An 18,247-nucleotide genomic window follows, 5' to 3' on the forward strand; every position below is an offset into this window, starting at 1 on the left:
TCCTACTCCTATTAAGCTACGTAGCAGATAATCTCACCACCAAGACCTGCTTTACGAGCAGCACGGTCAGTCATCAGACCCTTGGAAGTGGACACAACAGCAATACCCAGACCACCCATCACAGTCGGCAGCGCATCTTTTTTCTTATAGATACGCAGGCCAGGACGTGATACACGCTGGATTTGCTCGATTACAGCTTTAGTTTCGAAGTACTTCAGAGTAACTTCGAGTTCAGGCTTAACTTCACCAGAAACGGCGTAGTCAGCCACATAACCTTCTTCTTTCAGCAGAGCTGCGATAGCAACTTTCAGCTTAGAAGACGGCATTTTAACAGCAACTTTCTTCGCTGCCTGACCGTTACGAATGCGGGTCAGCATATCCGAAATCGGATCTTGCATGCTCATAAGTCAATACTCCGTGATTCTTAATTGGTAACGAATTACCAGCTAGCCTTACGCAGACCCGGAATCTCGCCTTTCATGCAAGCTTCACGAACCTTGATACGGCACAGACCAAACTTACGTAGGTAGCCGTGTGGGCGTCCAGTCTGGTTACAGCGGTTACGCTGACGCGATGGACTTGAATCACGTGGCAGAGACTGAAGTTTAAGCACTGCATTCCAGCGATCTTCTTCAGACGCGTTCACGTCGCTAATTAGAGCTTTAAGCGCAGCACGCTTTTCAGCGAACTTAGCTACCAGCTTGGCACGTTTTACTTCGCGTGCCTTCATAGATTCTTTAGCCATTAGTAACCCTTACTTTTACTTACGGAATGGGAAGTTAAAAGCAGACAGCAGAGCACGAGCTTCTTCGTCAGAGTTCGCAGTAGTAGTGATAGTGATATCCAAACCACGTACACGATCTACTTTATCGAAATCGATTTCTGGGAAGATAATCTGCTCACGAACGCCCATGCTGTAGTTACCACGACCGTCGAATGATTTCGGGTTCAGACCACGGAAATCACGGATACGAGGAACAGCAATAGAGATCAGACGCTCGAAAAAGTCCCACATACGTTCGCCACGCAGGGTTACTTTACAGCCGATCGGGTAGCCCTCACGGATCTTAAAGCCAGCAACAGACTTACGAGCTTTGGTAATCAGCGGCTTTTGACCGGTAATTGCGGCCATATCAGCAGCTGCGTTTTCCAACAGCTTCTTGTCGTTCAAGGCTTCACCGACACCCATGTTCAGGGTAATCTTTTCGATCCTTGGGACTTGCATGATGCTCTTGTACTCGAACTTGTCAGCAAGTTCTTTTACAACAGACTCTTTGTAGTAATCATGCAGTTTCGCCATAGTACTACTCCAAAATTACTTGATAGTTTCGCCATTAGACTTGAAGAAACGAACTTTTTTGCCGTCTTCAAATCGGAAGCCTACACGGTCAGCTTTACCAGTTGCCGCGTTGAAGATTGCAACGTTAGAAGCATCAATTGTTGCTTCTTGTTCAACGATGCCACCCTGGATGCCCATAGCCGGAACAGGCTTCTGGTGCTTCTTAACCAGGTTGATACCTTCAACAACGATTTTACCAGTTGCCAGGACCTTAGTTACTTTACCTTTCTTACCTTTATCTTTACCGGCAAGAACGATAACTTCGTCGTTACGACGGATTTTAGCTGCCATTTTCGTCACTCCTTACAGTACTTCTGGCGCTAGTGAAACAATTTTCATGAATTTCGCAGAGCGAAGTTCACGAGTCACTGGGCCAAAGATACGAGTACCGATTAGTTGCTCAGTGTTGTTGTTCAACAGCACGCAAGCATTACGGTCGAAGCGAATGACAGAGCCGTCTGGACGACGAACGCCTTTACGGGTGCGCACAACCACCGCTTTCAGTACATCACCTTTTTTCACTTTACCGCGAGGAATTGCTTCCTTCACAGTAACTTTGATGATGTCACCGATATGTGCATAGCGACGGTGAGAACCACCCAGAACCTTAATACACATTACGCTACGAGCGCCGGAGTTATCGGCTGCATCTAGCATACTTTGCATTTGGATCATGTTAGTGCTCCGCTTATCAAAAACATCTAGACCCATCTCGGGTCGAATTCGCCTTTTTTACAAGGGCGGCGAATAATAACACCATTTATTGAGAATGGGTAGATAAAAATAAACGGCCCCAATTTTCCAGGGGCCGCTCAGTTATGTTATTGCTAAAGTTCGCTTAGATGCGCGCTTTTTCAATAACGCGTACCAGAGTCCAAGATTTCTTCTTAGACAGTGGACGGCACTCACGAATCTCAACTGTGTCGCCAAGGCCACACTCGTTGTTTTCGTCGTGAACATGCAGCTTAGTCGTACGCTTGATGAACTTACCATAGATTGGGTGCTTCACGAAACGCTCGATAGCAACCACGATAGACTTGTCCATCTTGTCGCTAACTACACGACCCTGCTGAGTACGAATATTCTCGCTCATTATGCGCCAGCCTTCTCATTCAGAACGGTTTTAACACGTGCGATATCGCGACGTACTGCTTTCAGAGTGTGAGTCTGTTGCAGCTGACCAGTTGCAGCCTGCATGCGCAGGTTGAACTGCTCACGCAGCAGGTTCACAAGTTCAGCATTCAGTTCTTCAACGCTTTTAGCGCGCAGATCTTGTGCATTCATCACATCACCGCCTTAGTTACGAAAGTGGTTTTAACAGGAAGCTTACGTGCGGCCAGTTTAAAGGCTTCGCGTGCAAGATCTTCTGAAACACCATCCATTTCATAAAGAACTTTACCTGGTTGGATTTGGGCTACCCAGTACTCAACGTTACCTTTACCCTTACCCTGACGAACTTCCAACGGCTTGCTTGTAATCGGCTTGTCCGGGAAGATACGAATCCAGATTTGGCCCTGACGTTTGATATGACGAGTCATAGCACGACGAGCAGCCTCGATCTGACGCGCAGTAATACGGCCACGGCCAACTGCTTTCAGACCGAAAGTACCGAAGCTTACGTCAGTACCGTTCGCCAGACCGCGGTTACGACCCTTATGAGTCTTGCGGAATTTAGTGCGTTTAGGTTGCAGCATCGATAAACTCCTTATTTACGGCCTTTGCGTTGCTTCTTAGGCTTGTTATCAGCCTTAGGCTCAGCAACTGGCATGCCACCCAGAACTTCGCCTTTGAAGATCCAAGTTTTGATACCAATTACACCGTATTGGGTGTGAGCCGAAGAAGTCGCGTAATCAATGTCAGCACGCAGAGTGTGCAGAGGCACACGGCCTTCACGGTACCACTCAGTACGTGCGATTTCAGCGCCGCCCAGACGGCCGCTTACTTCAACTTTGATACCCTTGGCACCCAGACGCATTGCGTTCTGTACCGCACGCTTCATTGCGCGACGGAACATTACACGACGCTCCAGCTGAGAAGCGATGCTGTCACCAACAAGCTGTGCATCCAGCTCTGGCTTACGTACTTCAGCGATGTTGATCTGTGCTGGAACACCAGCGATCTTAGCAACGCGAGCGCGCAGTTTTTCTACGTCTTCGCCTTTCTTACCGATAACAACGCCAGGACGAGCAGTGTGAATCGTCACACGGATGCTCTTCGCTGGACGCTCGATAACGATGCGAGACAGAGACGCTTTTGCTAATTCCTTGGTCAGGAATTGACGTACCTTGAAGTCGCCGTCTAGGTTGTCAGCGAATTCGTTGCTGTTAGCATACCAAGTGGTATTCCAAGGCTTCACGATGCCAAGACGAATACCATTAGGATGTACTTTTTGACCCATTGCTTTGTCTCCTACTCTCTTAGCGATCCGCTACAACAACAGTGATGTGGCTAGAACGCTTCAAGATGCGATCGGCACGGCCTTTAGCACGAGGCATAATACGCTTCATGGTTGGGCCTTCATCAACGAAGATTTTCGCAACATTCAGATCATCGATGTCTGCGCCTTCGTTGTGCTCAGCATTAGCGATAGCAGATTCCAGAACCTTCTTAACCAGGTCAGCAGCTTTTTTGTTGCTGAAAGTCAGAATTTCCAGTGCTTGTGCTACGGTTTTACCGCGCACCAGATCTGCAACCAAACGAGCTTTCTGCGGTGAGATGCGAGCAAAGCGATGTTTAGCGATAGCTTCCATTACCTATACTCCTCTTAGCGCTTCTTAGCTTTCTTATCTGCAGCGTGGCCGCGATAAGTACGTGTTGGTGCAAACTCGCCCAGCTTGTGACCGATCATTTCTTCAGAAACGAAAACGGGTACGTGCTGACGACCATTATGGACAGCGATGGTCAAACCGATCATCTGTGGGATGATCATTGAGCGACGGGACCAAGTCTTAACAGGCTTCTTGTCACCGCTTTCCACCGCTTTCTCTACCTTCTTCAGCAAGTGCAGGTCAATAAAAGGACCTTTCTTGAGAGAACGTGGCATGGCTTATCCTCTGATATAAATTACTTATTACGACGACGTACGATGTACTTGTCGGTACGTTTGTTCTTACGAGTTTTGTAACCCTTGGTCGGTACGCCCCATGGTGTCACTGGGTGACGACCACCAGAAGTACGACCTTCACCACCACCGTGTGGGTGGTCGATTGGGTTCATTACAACACCACGTACGGTTGGACGAACACCGCGCCAACGTGAAGCACCGGCTTTACCCAGTTCACGCAGCATGTGTTCACCGTTACCAACCTCACCCAGCGTCGCACGACCTTCGGCAAGAACTTTACGCATCTCACCAGAACGCAGACGAATCGTTACGTATGCGCCAGCACGAGCTACGATTTGAGCGTAAGTACCAGCTGAACGAGCCAGCTGTGCACCTTTACCAGGCTTCAGTTCAACACAGTGTACAGTTGAACCTACTGGGATGTTGCGCATTGGCAGGGTATTACCTACTTTGATCGCAGCATCTGCGCCAGACTGGATCGTATCACCAGCTTGGATGCCTTTTGGTGCAATGATGTAACGACGCTCACCATCTGCGTACAGAACCAGAGCGATGTTTGCGCTACGGTTTGGATCGTATTCCAGACGCTCAACTTTCGCTGGGATACCATCTTTATTACGCTTAAAGTCGATCAGACGGTAATGTTGTTTGTTACCACCACCGATATGACGAACAGTAATACGACCGTTATTGTTACGACCACCAGTCTTAGAGTTTTTCTCCAGCAGTGGTGCGTACGGCTTACCCTTATGCAGGTCAGAGTTAACCACTTTAACTACGTGGCGACGACCTGGGGAAGTCGGCTTACATTTTACAATAGCCATTCTTCTTTGCTCCTAGCCTTACTCTGCACTACCAGCGAAGTCGATGTCTTGACCTTCTTTCAGGGTCACGTACGCTTTTTTCCAGTCGCTACGACGGCCTTGGCGCATACCTTGACGCTTAGTTTTACCTTTAGCAATCAGAGTATTTACAGACTTAACTTCAACTTCAAACAGTTTCTCAACTGCCGCTTTGATCTCACGCTTAGTTGCGGTCATCGCTACTTTGAAAACGATAGTGTTACCGTTCTCAGCAGCCATGGTCGCTTTTTCAGAGATGTGCGGAGCACGTAGAACTTTTAGGATACGCTCTTCGGTGATCATGCCAGCATCTCCTCAACTTGCTTAACTGCCGCAGCAGTCATCACTACTTTGTCGAATGCGATCAAGCTCACTGGATCGATTGCAGCTGCATCACGAACGTCAACCTTGTACAGGTTACGTGCTGCCAGGAACAGATTTTCATCCAGTTCACCGGTTACGATCAGAACATCGTTCAGCGCCAGCTCATTCAGCTTAGCAACCAGTTCTTTCGTTTTCGGCGCTTCTACAGAGAAGTTATCAACAACGATCAGACGCTCTTGACGAACCAGCTCAGACAGAATGCACTTCATCGCACCACGGTACATTTTCTTGTTAACTTTCTGGCTGTGGTCCTGTGGACGAGCTGCGAAAGTTACACCACCTGTACGCCACAGTGGGCTACGGATAGTACCGGCACGAGCACGACCAGTACCTTTTTGACGCCATGGCTTAGCACCGCCACCAGACACGTCTGAACGAGTCTTTTGTGCACGGCTACCTTGACGGGCACCTGCTGCGTACGCAACAACTACTTGGTGTACCAGCGCTTCGTTGAACTCACGCCCAAAAGTAGTTTCGGAGACAGTTAGCGCATCAGCGCCTTTGACTACCAATTCCATTACTAACTCCTCGACGTTACGCTTTAACAGCTGGTTTTACGATCACGTTGCCGCCAGTTGCGCCTGGTACTGCACCTTTGATCAGAAGCAGGTTGCGCTCAGCGTCAACACGTACGATCTCAAGGTTTTGAGTCGTTACACGCTCAGCACCCATGTGACCAGCCATTTTCTTGCCTTTAAATACGCGACCTGGAGTCTGACATTGACCGATAGAACCAGGGGCACGGTGAGACAAGGAGTTACCGTGGCTCATATCTTGAGTACGGAAGTTCCAACGCTTAACAGCGCCTTGGAAACCTTTACCCTTAGAAGTGCCAGTAACGTCTACTTTCTTAATTTCGTTGAACAGTTCAACTTTCAGCTCAGCGCCTACTTCGAACTCTTCACCATTGTCCAGGCGGAATTCCCACAGACCGCGGCCAGCTTCAACACCTGCTTTCGCAAAGTGACCAGCTTCAGCTTTATTTACACGGCTTGCTTTCTTAGAACCAGCAGTTACCTGGATAGCGTTATAACCATCAGTGTCAACAGACTTAACCTGAGTAACACGGTTATTTTCTACTTCAACCACAGTAACTGGGATAGAAGTGCCATCTTCGGTAAAGATGCGGGTCATACCCACTTTACGACCGATTAGACCAATCATTCTCTTATCTCCCCTTAACCTAGGCTGATCTGAACGTCAACGCCAGCAGCTAGATCCAGACGCATCAGAGCATCGACAGTTTTATCTGTAGGCTCAACGATGTCGATAAGGCGCTTGTGAGTACGGATTTCGTACTGATCACGGGCGTCCTTATTTACGTGTGGAGAAATAAGAACAGTGAAACGCTCTTTACGAGTAGGCAGTGGGATTGGACCACGAACCTGCGCGCCAGTACGCTTAGCTGTTTCAACGATTTCCGCGGTAGACTGATCGATCAGACGGTGATCGAAAGCCTTCAGGCGGATACGAATACGTTGGTTCTGCATGAGACAGAGCTCCAATTATCAAAAATTTACACAAACAATATCGCCACTCAGACTCGTAAAGACGAGAGAATGCCGATTGATTCATGTGAACGTAGTACCCCTTTTGGGCACATTGTCAGCCAATTGAATGACTGCGAACATAAGTCAGAGTATACATTACCGAATCAGTTGTCTGATTCCTTCCTCAACGCTTATTGGTTCACAACCGTCTTCTTGAGACAGTGCGGGGCATTATACCGATCACAAAATGAAACGCAAGCAGTGATGGGAAATTAAACAATCAATGAAAAAAGCCCCCGCCCATCAAAGATGGACAGGGGCTGATGAAGGCTGAAGAACTAGACTATTCTTCGTCGACAATCTGTGCCTGGTTGTAGTTGTTAATTCCCATTCGCTCAATCAAACCGAGCTGGGTTTCAAGCCAGTCGACATGCTCTTCTTCATCTTCCAGAATATCTTGGAACAAATCTCTGGAGACATAATCCCGCACTTCTTCGGCGTACTGAATTGCGTCGCGTAAATCCGGAATTGCATCCATCTCCAGGGAGAGGTCACATTCGAGCATTTCTTTGGTGTCTTCGCCAATGCGAAGCTTGCCCAAGTCCTGCAGATTCGGTACACCCTCCAGAAACAAAATCCGCTCAATCAGATGATCGGCATGATTCATTTCATCGATTGATTCATGGTATTCCTTGTCGGCGAGATGCTTAAGCCCCCAATCCTTATACATACGGGCATGGAGGAAGTACTGATTAATGGCAACCAGTTCATTACCCAGGATTTTGTTGAGATGCTGAATGATTTTGGGGTCGGCTTTCATTAGGGAACACTCCTCTCTCGGTCCATATAAGCTTAGAACCGATTTGAAGAGTGTCAAAATTGAGTCGTTACTCGTCCTGAGATTAACTTGCCTTTTTCAAGGCGACCTCAGTGATATCAATCACATGAATTGCGCGAGCAGCTTCCCGCTCCAATACCACATGCTGAATGATGCCTTTTGCCTGTCGGATGCATTTTCCACACTGTGAACCAAGAGGTGTGATCGCTTTAATATCACGAATATCCGCCACGCCTTCTTCTTCAATCAGCTTTACAATCTTTTTATCGGAAATTCCATGGCACAGGCAAACGTACATAACAACTCTCTGCTTTTCATCTGCCTCAAAATATAAACGAGAACGGTTAGCATTACCACTTTTGTTCGTTGTGTTTGCTAGATGAATTAGTTATCAATAATGAGTAAAAATTCGCCTATGGAATATGTAATAAAGAGAGGCAGTTAGCAGAGCATCTTGGTGGCGGCTTTCTACCAAACCGGAAAAATCGCTGCTTTTTCTGAATCAGAAAAACAAAAAGGGAGCCGAAGCTCCCTTTTGTGTTGATTCAATCTTTGCTAATTAAGCAACGATCTTAGCAACAACACCAGCACCAACGGTACGGCCACCTTCACGGATTGCGAAGCGCAGACCTTCGTCCATTGCGATAGGTGCGATCAGAGTAACAACCATCTTGATGTTGTCACCTGGCATAACCATCTCAACGCCTTCTGGCAGTTCGATAGTACCGGTCACGTCAGTTGTACGGAAGTAGAACTGTGGACGGTAGCCTTTGAAGAACGGAGTATGACGGCCACCTTCGTCTTTAGACAGAACGTATACTTCTGACTCGAAAGTTGTGTGCGGAGTGATTGAACCAGGCTTCGCCAGAACTTGACCACGCTCAACTTCGTCACGCTTAGTACCACGCAGCAGAACACCAACGTTCTCACCTGCACGGCCTTCGTCCAGAAGCTTACGGAACATCTCAACGCCAGTACAAGTTGTCGTCGTGGTCTCTTTGATACCAACGATAGCAACTTCGTCACCTACGCGAACGATACCTTGCTCAACACGACCAGTAACTACAGTACCACGGCCCTGGATTGAGAATACGTCTTCGATTGGCAGGATGAACGGCTTGTCGATTGCACGCTCTGGCTCTGGGATGTAGTTGTCCAGCGCTTCAGCCAGCTCAACGATTTTCTCTTCCCACTGAGCTTCACCATTCAGCGCGCCCAGAGCAGAACCCATGATTACTGGGCAGTCGTCACCTGGGAAGTCGTACTCAGACAGAAGTTCACGAACTTCCATCTCAACCAGCTCTAGCAGCTCTTCGTCATCAACCATGTCACACTTGTTCATGAACACGATGATGTAAGGGATACCAACCTGACGACCCAGCAGGATGTGCTCACGCGTCTGTGGCATTGGGCCATCAGTCGCAGCAACAACCAGGATACCACCGTCCATCTGAGCAGCACCGGTGATCATGTTTTTCACGTAGTCGGCGTGTCCTGGGCAGTCAACGTGTGCGTAGTGGCGAGTCGGAGTATCGTACTCTACGTGAGAAGTAGAGATGGTGATACCACGCTCACGCTCTTCTGGCGCATTATCGATAGATGCGAAGTCACGCGCAGAACCGCCGTATACTTTAGACAAAGTAGTACAGATTGCAGCAGTCAGAGTTGTTTTACCGTGGTCAACGTGGCCGATAGTACCAACGTTAACGTGCGGTTTCGTACGTTCAAATTTTTCTTTAGACACGATCGTGTTCCTTCCTAGTTGTGATTCGCCCCACTGACTGGTGGGACGCGTCAGAAGTTGTATTTTATGCGCCAACCGAAGTTGACGCAATATTTCTGCTGATGTTTAGCCACGCTCAGCGACGATACCGTCGGCGATATTCTTCGGAACTTCAGCATATTCGCTGAACTCCATCGAATAGGATGCGCGACCTTGCGTTGCAGAACGAAGATCCGTTGCGTAACCGAACATCTCGGAAAGCGGAACCTGAGCACGGATAATTTTCAGTCCAGCAGGACCTTCATCCATACCACCAATGATGCCGCGACGACGGTTCAGGTCACCCACGACATCACCCATCCAGTCTTCCGGTGTCGTTACTTCAACTTTCATCATAGGTTCAAGGATCACAGGTTGTGCCTCAAGAGCACCTTTCCTGAACGCCATAGAACCGGCGATCTTAAACGCCATTTCGCTCGAGTCAACATCGTGGTAAGAACCATCGAACAGCGTCGCTTTGACGTCCAATACCGGATAACCGGCAAGCACACCATTTTTCATCTGCTCTTCGATACCTTTAGCAACAGCACCGATATATTCTTTCGGTACCGTACCACCGACAACTTCGTCAACAAAGACGAAGCCAGCATTCGGCTCTGAAGGTTCAATCTTCAGCCAGACGTGACCGTACTGGCCGCGACCACCAGATTGACGTACGAACTTACCTTCCACTTCCGTTTTACCACGGATAGTTTCACGATAAGCAACCTGAGGTTTACCAACGTTACATTCTACGCTGAACTCACGCTTCATACGGTCAACGATGATATCCAAATGAAGCTCACCCATCCCTGAAATCAGGGTCTGGCCGGATTCTTCATCGGTTTCTACCCGGAAAGATGGATCTTCTGCCGCCAGTTTACCCAGCGCAATCCCCATTTTTTCCTGGTCGGCTTTCGACCTTGGTTCAACAGCAATCTGAATGACCGGTTCAGGGAATTCCATACGCTCCAGAACCACTTTATGATCCGGATCGCACAGGGTATCCCCCGTGGTCACGTTCTTCAGACCAATCGCTGCCGCGATGTCGCCAGCTCGAACTTCTTTGATTTCTTCACGCTTGTTGGAGTGCATCTGTACGATACGACCAAAGCGTTCACGCTTATCTTTCACGGTGTTGTAGACGGTATCGCCTGAATTCACAACGCCAGAATAAACGCGCATAAAGGTCAACGTGCCCACGAATGGGTCAGTCGCAATCTTGAACGCCAGTGCAGCAAATGGTTCATCATCGCTAGAGTGACGTTTCACTTCGTTCCCGTCCATGTCCTCGCCACGGATAGATTTCACTTCCGTTGGCGATGGCAGGAACTCAACGACTGCATCCAGGACCGCCTGAACACCTTTGTTTTTAAATGCAGAACCACAGGTCGCCAGAACAATCTCATTGTTCAGCGTACGCTGGCGCAGACCGGCTTTGATTTCAGCTTCAGACAGCGTGCCTTCTTCCAGGTACTTGTCCATCAGCTCTTCGGTCGCTTCCGCCGCTGACTCCACCAGATTGGTGTGCCACTCGTCGGCCAGATCCTGCAGTTCAGCTGGAATCTCTTCATACGTGAAGCTCATGCCTTGATCGGCTTCATTCCAGTTGATCGCTTTCATTTTAATCAGGTCGATCACACCTTTAAATTCTTCTTCCGCACCAATGTTCAGCTGAATTGGTACTGGATTTGCGCCAAGACGGTTCTTGATCTGCTCAATCACGCGCAGGAAATCAGCACCCGCACGGTCCATCTTGTTGACGAAGACCATACGTGGCACTTCGTATTTATCAGCCTGACGCCATACAGTTTCAGACTGGGGTTCGACACCGGATGAGCCGCAGAAAACAACCACTGCACCATCAAGTACGCGTAGGGAACGCTCTACTTCGATAGTGAAATCAACGTGTCCTGGGGTGTCGATGATATTGATGCGATGCTCAGGGAACTGAGCGTCCATACCACGCCAGAAGGTTGTGGTGGCAGCAGAGGTAATGGTGATCCCACGTTCCTGCTCCTGCTCCATCCAGTCCATGGTAGCGGCACCGTCGTGTACTTCACCAATTTTATGGGAAAGACCTGTGTAGAACAGGATACGCTCGGTCGTGGTTGTTTTACCGGCGTCTACGTGAGCGCAGATACCGATGTTACGGTAACGCTCAATAGGAGTTTTGCGAGCCACGGTTGAATCCTCTTACTAAGGTGAACCTTAGAAAATGGTACGGGCGCAGCAGGCCAAGCCTGCTGCGCCCATTCGCTAATAATGGAATTACCAGCGGTAGTGTGCGAACGCTTTGTTCGCTTCTGCCATACGGTGAACGTCTTCACGTTTCTTAACAGCAGAACCTTTGTTGTCAGCAGCATCCAGCATTTCAGCAGCCAGACGACCCGCCATAGATTTTTCACCACGCTTACGCGCAGCTTCAACCAACCAACGCATAGCCAGAGCATTACGACGTACTGGACGTACTTCTACTGGTACCTGGTAAGTTGAACCACCAACACGGCGAGATTTAACCTCTACCGCTGGGCGAACGTTCTCAAGAGCTTTTTCGAAAATAGACAGGTGCTCTTCACCAGAGCGCTCAGCCATAGTATCCAGTGCAGTGTAAACAATTTTTTCTGCAGTAGATTTCTTACCGTCAACCATCAGGATGTTGACGAATTTTGCCAGCAATTCAGATTTGAATTTAGGATCTGGAAGGATCTTACGCTGACCAATTACGCGACGACGTGGCATGGAAATTCTCCGTTGTCTTCTTCAGGTTTTATCCAAAACTTTTCAGTTTTTTCAAAATTACAATTAATTTAGTGTTTGGCCTTACTTAACGGATTCCATTAAGACTTAGGACGCTTCACACCGTACTTAGAACGACCTTGTTTACGGTCGTTAACGCCTGCACAGTCAAGTGCACCACGAACAGTGTGGTAACGCACACCTGGAAGGTCTTTAACACGACCACCACGGATCAGAACAACACTGTGCTCTTGCAGGTTGTGGCCTTCACCGCCGATGTATGAAGTCACTTCAAAACCGTTGGTCAGACGTACACGACATACTTTACGCAGTGCGGAGTTAGGTTTTTTAGGAGTAGTAGTGTATACACGAGTACATACACCACGCTTTTGTGGACACGCTTCTAGCGCAGGCACGTTGCTTTTAACAACTTGCTTTGCACGTGGTTTGCGTACCAGCTGGTTAATAGTTGCCATTAAATAGCTCCTGATTATTTACTTTCGTAAAGGTGAAAAATCCGCCTCCCAACAACAGGAGGACGCGAAATTTTAGGCGTCGCGATATAAGGTGTCAAGATCTATACAGCGATCACAGCAATGATCATTTCTTAATCAGCTGTTTCAAGGCGGTTCAAGCCTGTCTCAGACCGGGATCAGGCCCATTTCAGACTATTGGGATGCCGCACCGTCAGTTCGACGAATTCCTGATGATCAATCACAGTCACAGCTTCACTGACACGAGCCGCCAGTCCCCGGGCCATCAAATCAGACGCCAAAGCGTAGACACTGACACCCTGTGCGGAAAACCCATCAAGCAGGTTGGGCGACACTGCCGCAACCACGGCATCTTGCAGCAACAACACTTCATCCCCGGGCAGGAGCTGAGCCTCACATTGCTGCAGGGAACGATTCTGAAAGGGAGAAGAAAAGACCATGTGTAGCATAAACGCCTCGGTGCGAAGGATTTAGTAGCTCAGAAGTTTCTGGCAGCGGTGTAATTTCGTTTGCAGGGAAACCGGAGTTAACCGCTCTGCGTCAATCAGCAAGTCATCTTCATTCAGGCCACGCTGGTCAAGAGATTCCCCACAAACGAAGATCTCCTCGATGTCATATAAAGAGAGCATTTTAAAGGCAGCGCTGTATTCACGGCTCAGAATGGCGTCACTTTGCTGCCCTTTCACCAGTTGCCAGACCCCGTCGCCGATAAAGAACAATTGCAACGCTTCGCTGTAGGCTGAGGTGGCCAGCACGGCATCCAACCCTTCACGGCCACTGTTCTGGCCGTGAGGGACGGTGCGAAACACAAATCCGATGGACATAAAAATTCCGAAGTCGTTAAAACTGAATGACACGATCTGCACTGAGCAGGACTTCTGCCAGCCCGCCCAACCCGGCCTGTTCAAAACCTTCAGCCAGATTATTCCCCGGCAGGCTGTTCTGAAGCGCTTCCTGCTCACTGACAACCCCACGACGTAGCGCGGCTGCCACACAGGTTTGTAACTCCACCTGATGCTCACGCCCGAGTTGCTGCCAGGCACGCAACAGGTCGAACTCATCAGAAGCTGGCGCGGTCAGCGCCGAACCGTTGTGCACACCATCCTGATAAAAAAACACCCGCTGAAGCTGATGCCCGGCGGCAACGATCGCCTGTGCAAACTGATAGGCACTGCGGGCGTTTTGCGTCCCGTACGCCGGGCCGTCCACCACCAGAGCAAAAGTCAGGCTCATTTTTCGCCGTCCTCAGTTTTGCGCTGGCGGATATAGAGATACACCGTATGTTTAGAAATGTTCAGACGGTCCGCCACCCGGTTGATGGCGTCTTTAATATCAAAAATACCTTTGTCGTACAGCTCCATCACGATCTGACGGTTCTTGGCATTGTTCGACACATTCTTGTCTGCATTGATTTCTTCAATGGTCCGTTCGACAGTCTGATCCACCAGCTCATCGACGTCACTGGCAAAGTTCACACTGGAAGCCGCCTGCTTGGCTTCATCGGTCGGCATGAAAGATTGCAGGATCTGAGAAAAAGGGGCATCCAGATTCACGTTGATACACAGCAGTCCAATGATATTGTCATCCGCATTGCGAATCGCAATGGTGATGGATTTCATCAGTGCCCCACCTTTGGCGCGGGTAAAGTAAGCCCGGGAGAAGTTTCGTTCTGACCCTTCAATATCACGCAGCATTCGCAATGCGAGATCGGTGATTGGCGAACCCACTTTACGACCCGTATTTTCACCATTGGCAATTTTGATTGCGGATGTATTCAAATCGGCCAGCGAATGCAGGACGATTTCACAAAACGGGCCGATCAATGCGGCCAGACCATCTACCACGGCTTCGTATGAACGTAAAATGGCAAAGTCGTGCTCGGTGAAGGTCCGGGTTTCAATTAAGTCACTTTCCACCATGACTTCTGAGCCAAAGTTATCTGTCGATACCACTTTCCTGTCTTCCTTGCTCACGCCCGTCTCTTCACACAGCAGTCGCGCTGCAGTTCAACGAAACGGGGAAAATTTCAATTCTTGCTTGCAAGTTTATCAGAATATGAATACAGGTCTTCACAAAATGAAAATTCAAATGCATAAAATTGCTGGCTGAACAACGAAAAAAGCCCGGCGATGGATGTGCCGGGCTTCTTGCTGTCACAATTCAGTGTTCTGCGGATTATTCGTGGTTGTGCGCGCCAGCCGTCGCTTCTGCGTCTTGATCCGGCTGGATGATATCCAGCAGTTCCACTTCAAACACCAGCGTAGAGTTCGCCGGGATGCTTGGGTTTGCCTGAGAACCGTAAGCCAGCTCTGGCGGGATCACAAACTTGAACTTCGAGCCGACTTGCATCAGCTGAACACCTTCCGTCCAGCCCGGAATCACTTGATTCAGCGGGAATGTTGCTGGCTGATCGCGTTTGTAAGAGCTGTCAAACTCGGTACCGTCAACCAGCGTACCTTTATAGTGTACCTGAACGGTATCGGTCGCTTTTGGCTTCTCGCCTTCACCTGCTTTTTCAACTTGATACAGCAAGCCGGACTCAGTCTTCTTCACGCCTTCCTGCTTTTCAAATTCAGTGCGGAAATCATCACCAGCCTGAGTGTTCTTTGCTGCTTCTTCTTTTGCTTTCGCCTGCATCATGTCAGAGACACGCTTATCCAGCTCTTGCAACGCTTGTTGCGTCTCGTCCTGAGACAGGCGGCTGTTGCCGGCAAAGACATCACTCACACCCGCCAGCACATCTTCTTTATTCAGATCCAGACCCAGCTCTTTTTGCTGCTCCAGATTGGCAGACAGATATTGCGCCAGGGACGCACCAATTGCGTAAGCCGCTTTCTGGTCTTCAGAATCAAACGCTTGGGCCGACTCTGCTGCCGTCTGCTCAACCTGAGCTGGCGCTGCAGTGTCCGCTGGTGCCGAAGTTTTCTCATCCTGACAGCCAACAGCCAGCAGAATTGTTGCTGCCAGTGCAGACATTTTCAGAACTGGTTTCAGAACTGGTTTCATGTATCTCTCCATTTATTCAGAGTCTAAGCTCTTAATTTTATGCATGGTTTTTCACAGCTGTGTTAAAACCATGCCATATCAATATACTAATACCAAATTTTTTCTTACCTTGAGTCACAACGCTCAAGGTTCTGTCGGATTTTTATCCGACACCCCAGAAAGAAATACGGAAAGTTTAGAACATGCGTCAAACTTTATTTACAGTCACATTCATTCTGGCACTGTTTACCCTTTCGGGATGTGATATTTCAGGGCCGGAACGTCAGCGCTGGACCCTGGCGGCTGACGGGGCAACCACATTCAGCCTGAGCCGGGATGGTCGCTTCGCATTATTTTATTCAGCCCAACAAGGTATCGTGCTCTGGGATCTTCAGCAAAACAAAAAGTTAGCGGATTTAGGTTCTCAAGATCCAAATCACACAACCGTGACAAACAGCGCAATTTCCGACAATCAACGTTTTGCGATCACCGCAACCGCACAGAACTTTGCCGTCTGGGATCTGGCCTGGGGGCAAGCCAGAGGACTCTGGTCTGTCTCTGATGCCGTCATCCGGGATGCCGCCATTGCCAATGATGGTCAGCAGGTCCTGCTGGCGCTCTCAAACGGTAAAGCTTTATACGTCCACTTGGGCAACGGCAGACGGCTGGAGTTCCTCGCCCATCGGGAAAAAGTGAATGCAGTCGCGCTGGCTCCCAATGGTCACTACGCCTTGTCTGGCGGCGACGATAAACATGCCTATTTATGGGATACCGAAAGCGGACAAATCATTTATCAATTTGATCATCCGTTACGGGTCAACCGGGTCAGCCTGCAACGTGACGGGAAACTGGCCATGACGGCAGACAGCGGGAACGATGCCTTTATCTGGGATCTGACAAATGGACAACAGCAGACGGCTTTGAAGATTCGTCTGAGACAGCAGAATTTTTCCAGCGCCCGTTTCTCCGATAGCGGTGAACTGCTGGCAACCGGCACCCCATCCCGCCGGGTAGAACTATGGCGGACCGCGACAGGAGAGCGGCAAGGCTACTGGCAAGCAGCCGTACAAGAAAACGAGCGTCCGGGCTCTGCGGTAGTGTATGATGTCGCCATTACACCGGAAGGTGATGTCCGTTCTGCCAGCTCGGCCGGGATCGCGCAGGACTGGCTCAGCCCCAAAGACACAGCAGACAGCGAAAAATGACAGAAATCGAAATGAAGCTTCAGGCACAGATTGATGAGCTGGAAATGAAACAGGCTTTTCAGGATCAGACCATTGATGAGCTCAATGAGGCGCTGACACAACAGCAGTTCCTGATCGACAAAATGCAGGTCCAGATGCGATATCTGGTTGGAAAAGTCAAAAGCGGGCAAGTGTCTCAGATGGCCAGCGAGAGCGAAGAAACACCGCCGCCCCATTACTGAGTTCAATTCACAGTGACAAAAACGGGAAGCCTGAGCTTCCCGTTTTCCCGTCATGACTTAGTGGTCATGTCCGCAGCAACCGCCTTCATGGTCGTGATCATGGTCATGACCACCTTCCTGATGGATATGGCCGTGAGCAACCTCATCTTCCGTTGCAGCACGCGTTGCCATAATTTCCACATCAAAGGTCAGCGTCTGGCCAGCCAGCATGTGGTTGCCGTCGACAACCACTTCGTCACCGTCAACTTCAGTCACTTCCACTGGAATCGGACCCTGATCCGTATCCGCCAGGAAGCGCATACCCACAGTGATTTCGTCAACACCCTGGAACACTTCAGCAGGAACACGCTGAACCATTTCTGCATGGTGCTCACCGTAAGCTTCTTCCGGACCAACAGTCACTTCGAATTTGTCGCCCACTTCACGACCTTCCAGTGCTTTCTCCAGACCAACGATCAGGTTGTTGTGGCCGTGCAGGTAATCCAACGGTGCATCTGAGGTTGACTGATCAACAACAACGCCGTCTTCGGTTTTCACTTGGTAAGCCAGGCTTACTACGGTGTCTTTAGCGACTTTCATGTTTACTCCGAATTTGAGCATAGGGTTAACCTGTAATGATAACGGATCTGCCCTGCCGGACGCCAATCCTGTTCGCAGATTCCGCCATCATTTATTCTGGCTTGAAGATACCAATCACCTGCGCCTCCGCTGTGCCGGCAACATGTTTGCTGTCTTCAACCGACTTCGGCAAACGGGTGTCGGTATGCTGGCAGGCAACGCATTCCACCTTCTCCACTTCATTTTCAAGCCACCAGCGTAACGTATCCTGCTGCTGACAAGCCGGGCAAACCGCACCGGCAATAAATCGTTTCTTCGTCATGGTT

General features: G+C 49.3%; 31 protein-coding genes. 2 read left to right on the forward strand and 29 right to left on the reverse strand.

Annotation, left to right across the window (positions count from 1 at the left end):
- Positions 1-11 precede the first annotated feature (11 nt).
- From rpsH to fkpA, 27 genes are all read right to left on the reverse strand, one after another.
- Positions 12-404 (reverse strand): 30S ribosomal protein S8, encoded by a 393-nt coding sequence (rpsH, locus tag KDD30_RS14155; RefSeq protein ID WP_211646408.1) that lies wholly within the window; start codon positions 402-404, stop codon positions 12-14.
- Between the two features lie 35 nt (positions 405-439).
- Positions 440-745 (reverse strand): 30S ribosomal protein S14, encoded by a 306-nt coding sequence (gene rpsN, locus KDD30_RS14160; RefSeq protein ID WP_211646409.1) that lies wholly within the window; start codon positions 743-745, stop codon positions 440-442.
- A 15-nt stretch (positions 746-760) separates the two neighbouring features.
- Positions 761-1,300 (reverse strand): 50S ribosomal protein L5, encoded by a 540-nt coding sequence (gene rplE / locus KDD30_RS14165; protein ID WP_211646410.1) that lies wholly within the window; start codon positions 1,298-1,300, stop codon positions 761-763.
- Positions 1,301-1,315: 15 nt separating this feature from the next.
- The gene (gene rplX / locus KDD30_RS14170) at positions 1,316-1,630 is read right to left on the reverse strand and encodes a 50S ribosomal protein L24 (protein WP_211646411.1); all 315 of its coding nucleotides are present in this window, start codon (positions 1,628-1,630) and stop codon (positions 1,316-1,318) included.
- Between the two features lie 12 nt (positions 1,631-1,642).
- The gene (rplN, locus tag KDD30_RS14175) at positions 1,643-2,014 is read right to left on the reverse strand and encodes a 50S ribosomal protein L14 (RefSeq protein WP_211646412.1); all 372 of its coding nucleotides are present in this window, start codon (positions 2,012-2,014) and stop codon (positions 1,643-1,645) included.
- Between the two features lie 163 nt (positions 2,015-2,177).
- The gene (rpsQ, locus tag KDD30_RS14180) at positions 2,178-2,432 is read right to left on the reverse strand and encodes a 30S ribosomal protein S17 (RefSeq protein WP_211646413.1); all 255 of its coding nucleotides are present in this window, start codon (positions 2,430-2,432) and stop codon (positions 2,178-2,180) included.
- Positions 2,432-2,623 (reverse strand): 50S ribosomal protein L29, encoded by a 192-nt coding sequence (rpmC, locus tag KDD30_RS14185; protein ID WP_027251947.1) that lies wholly within the window; start codon positions 2,621-2,623, stop codon positions 2,432-2,434. The genes rpsQ and rpmC overlap by 1 nt, the downstream gene beginning before the upstream one ends.
- Positions 2,623-3,033: a 50S ribosomal protein L16 gene (gene rplP / locus KDD30_RS14190; RefSeq protein ID WP_027251946.1), complete on the reverse strand. Its 411-nt coding sequence runs from the start codon at positions 3,031-3,033 to the stop codon at positions 2,623-2,625. Before rplP ends, rpmC begins: the two co-directional genes overlap by 1 nt.
- Positions 3,034-3,044: 11 nt before the next feature.
- Complete coding sequence (gene rpsC, locus KDD30_RS14195) at positions 3,045-3,737, reverse strand: 30S ribosomal protein S3 (RefSeq protein ID WP_036751135.1); 693 nt, start codon at positions 3,735-3,737, stop codon at positions 3,045-3,047.
- A 19-nt stretch (positions 3,738-3,756) separates the two neighbouring features.
- Positions 3,757-4,089 carry a 50S ribosomal protein L22 gene (gene rplV, locus KDD30_RS14200; protein ID WP_211646414.1) on the reverse strand — a complete coding sequence of 111 codons (333 nt, stop codon included), beginning with the start codon at positions 4,087-4,089 and terminating at the stop codon, positions 3,757-3,759.
- A gap of 14 nt (positions 4,090-4,103) precedes the next feature.
- Positions 4,104-4,382, reverse strand: coding sequence for a 30S ribosomal protein S19 (rpsS, locus tag KDD30_RS14205; RefSeq protein WP_007469141.1), 279 nt, complete (start codon positions 4,380-4,382; stop codon positions 4,104-4,106).
- Between the two features lie 20 nt (positions 4,383-4,402).
- Positions 4,403-5,227 carry a 50S ribosomal protein L2 gene (rplB, locus tag KDD30_RS14210; protein WP_211646415.1) on the reverse strand — a complete coding sequence of 275 codons (825 nt, stop codon included), beginning with the start codon at positions 5,225-5,227 and terminating at the stop codon, positions 4,403-4,405.
- 18 nt (positions 5,228-5,245) lie between these two features.
- On the reverse strand, positions 5,246-5,548 hold the full coding sequence (gene rplW / locus KDD30_RS14215) for a 50S ribosomal protein L23 (protein WP_036751141.1): 303 nt from the start codon (positions 5,546-5,548) through the stop codon (positions 5,246-5,248).
- Positions 5,545-6,147: a 50S ribosomal protein L4 gene (rplD, locus tag KDD30_RS14220; protein WP_211646416.1), complete on the reverse strand. Its 603-nt coding sequence runs from the start codon at positions 6,145-6,147 to the stop codon at positions 5,545-5,547. The genes rplW and rplD overlap by 4 nt, the downstream gene beginning before the upstream one ends.
- Before the next feature lie 16 nt (positions 6,148-6,163).
- On the reverse strand, positions 6,164-6,793 hold the full coding sequence (rplC, locus tag KDD30_RS14225) for a 50S ribosomal protein L3 (RefSeq protein ID WP_211646417.1): 630 nt from the start codon (positions 6,791-6,793) through the stop codon (positions 6,164-6,166).
- A 14-nt stretch (positions 6,794-6,807) separates the two neighbouring features.
- Positions 6,808-7,119: a 30S ribosomal protein S10 gene (gene rpsJ, locus KDD30_RS14230; protein ID WP_005501283.1), complete on the reverse strand. Its 312-nt coding sequence runs from the start codon at positions 7,117-7,119 to the stop codon at positions 6,808-6,810.
- Between the two features lie 343 nt (positions 7,120-7,462).
- On the reverse strand, positions 7,463-7,939 hold the full coding sequence (gene bfr, locus KDD30_RS14235) for a bacterioferritin (RefSeq protein ID WP_211646418.1): 477 nt from the start codon (positions 7,937-7,939) through the stop codon (positions 7,463-7,465).
- A gap of 82 nt (positions 7,940-8,021) precedes the next feature.
- Entirely contained in the window at positions 8,022-8,255 is a 234-nt protein-coding gene (locus KDD30_RS14240) for a (2Fe-2S)-binding protein (RefSeq protein WP_211646419.1), read from the reverse strand.
- A 261-nt stretch (positions 8,256-8,516) separates the two neighbouring features.
- Positions 8,517-9,701: an elongation factor Tu gene (gene tuf, locus KDD30_RS14245; protein ID WP_211646420.1), complete on the reverse strand. Its 1,185-nt coding sequence runs from the start codon at positions 9,699-9,701 to the stop codon at positions 8,517-8,519.
- 105 nt (positions 9,702-9,806) lie between these two features.
- Positions 9,807-11,903 (reverse strand): elongation factor G, encoded by a 2,097-nt coding sequence (gene fusA / locus KDD30_RS14250; protein WP_211646421.1) that lies wholly within the window; start codon positions 11,901-11,903, stop codon positions 9,807-9,809.
- Between the two features lie 87 nt (positions 11,904-11,990).
- The gene (rpsG, locus tag KDD30_RS14255) at positions 11,991-12,461 is read right to left on the reverse strand and encodes a 30S ribosomal protein S7 (protein WP_211646422.1); all 471 of its coding nucleotides are present in this window, start codon (positions 12,459-12,461) and stop codon (positions 11,991-11,993) included.
- Between the two features lie 98 nt (positions 12,462-12,559).
- On the reverse strand, positions 12,560-12,934 hold the full coding sequence (gene rpsL / locus KDD30_RS14260) for a 30S ribosomal protein S12 (RefSeq protein ID WP_004399892.1): 375 nt from the start codon (positions 12,932-12,934) through the stop codon (positions 12,560-12,562).
- Positions 12,935-13,110: 176 nt separating this feature from the next.
- Positions 13,111-13,401, reverse strand: a complete 291-nt coding sequence (gene tusB, locus KDD30_RS14265) for a sulfurtransferase complex subunit TusB (protein ID WP_211646423.1) — start codon at positions 13,399-13,401, stop codon at positions 13,111-13,113.
- A gap of 21 nt (positions 13,402-13,422) precedes the next feature.
- On the reverse strand, positions 13,423-13,776 hold the full coding sequence (gene tusC / locus KDD30_RS14270; RefSeq protein ID WP_211646424.1) for a sulfurtransferase complex subunit TusC: 354 nt from the start codon (positions 13,774-13,776) through the stop codon (positions 13,423-13,425).
- Positions 13,777-13,792: 16 nt separating this feature from the next.
- Entirely contained in the window at positions 13,793-14,185 is a 393-nt protein-coding gene (gene tusD, locus KDD30_RS14275; protein ID WP_211646425.1) for a sulfurtransferase complex subunit TusD, read from the reverse strand.
- On the reverse strand, positions 14,182-14,904 hold the full coding sequence (locus tag KDD30_RS14280) for a transcriptional regulator (RefSeq protein ID WP_211650032.1): 723 nt from the start codon (positions 14,902-14,904) through the stop codon (positions 14,182-14,184). Before KDD30_RS14280 ends, tusD begins: the two co-directional genes overlap by 4 nt.
- A gap of 223 nt (positions 14,905-15,127) precedes the next feature.
- Positions 15,128-15,946, reverse strand: coding sequence for an FKBP-type peptidyl-prolyl cis-trans isomerase (fkpA, locus tag KDD30_RS14285; protein ID WP_211650041.1), 819 nt, complete (start codon positions 15,944-15,946; stop codon positions 15,128-15,130).
- Between the two features lie 194 nt (positions 15,947-16,140).
- On the opposite strand from fkpA, the gene KDD30_RS14290 reads away from it, so the two are divergent.
- On the forward strand, positions 16,141-17,142 hold the full coding sequence (locus KDD30_RS14290) for a hypothetical protein (RefSeq protein ID WP_211646426.1): 1,002 nt from the start codon (positions 16,141-16,143) through the stop codon (positions 17,140-17,142).
- Positions 17,139-17,363: a SlyX family protein gene (locus tag KDD30_RS14295; protein WP_211646427.1), complete on the forward strand. Its 225-nt coding sequence runs from the start codon at positions 17,139-17,141 to the stop codon at positions 17,361-17,363. The genes KDD30_RS14290 and KDD30_RS14295 overlap by 4 nt, the downstream gene beginning before the upstream one ends.
- A gap of 57 nt (positions 17,364-17,420) precedes the next feature.
- Here the strand turns inward: KDD30_RS14295 and slyD are convergent, their stop codons facing one another.
- Both slyD and KDD30_RS14305 read right to left on the reverse strand, forming a co-directional pair.
- Positions 17,421-17,942, reverse strand: a complete 522-nt coding sequence (gene slyD / locus KDD30_RS14300; protein ID WP_211646428.1) for a peptidylprolyl isomerase — start codon at positions 17,940-17,942, stop codon at positions 17,421-17,423.
- A gap of 91 nt (positions 17,943-18,033) precedes the next feature.
- Positions 18,034-18,243, reverse strand: a complete 210-nt coding sequence (locus KDD30_RS14305) for a YheV family putative zinc ribbon protein (RefSeq protein WP_211646429.1) — start codon at positions 18,241-18,243, stop codon at positions 18,034-18,036.
- Between the last annotated feature and the right edge of the window lie 4 nt (positions 18,244-18,247).

This window comes from Photobacterium sp. GJ3, assembly GCF_018199995.1.
GTDB lineage: Bacteria > Pseudomonadota > Gammaproteobacteria > Enterobacterales > Vibrionaceae > Photobacterium.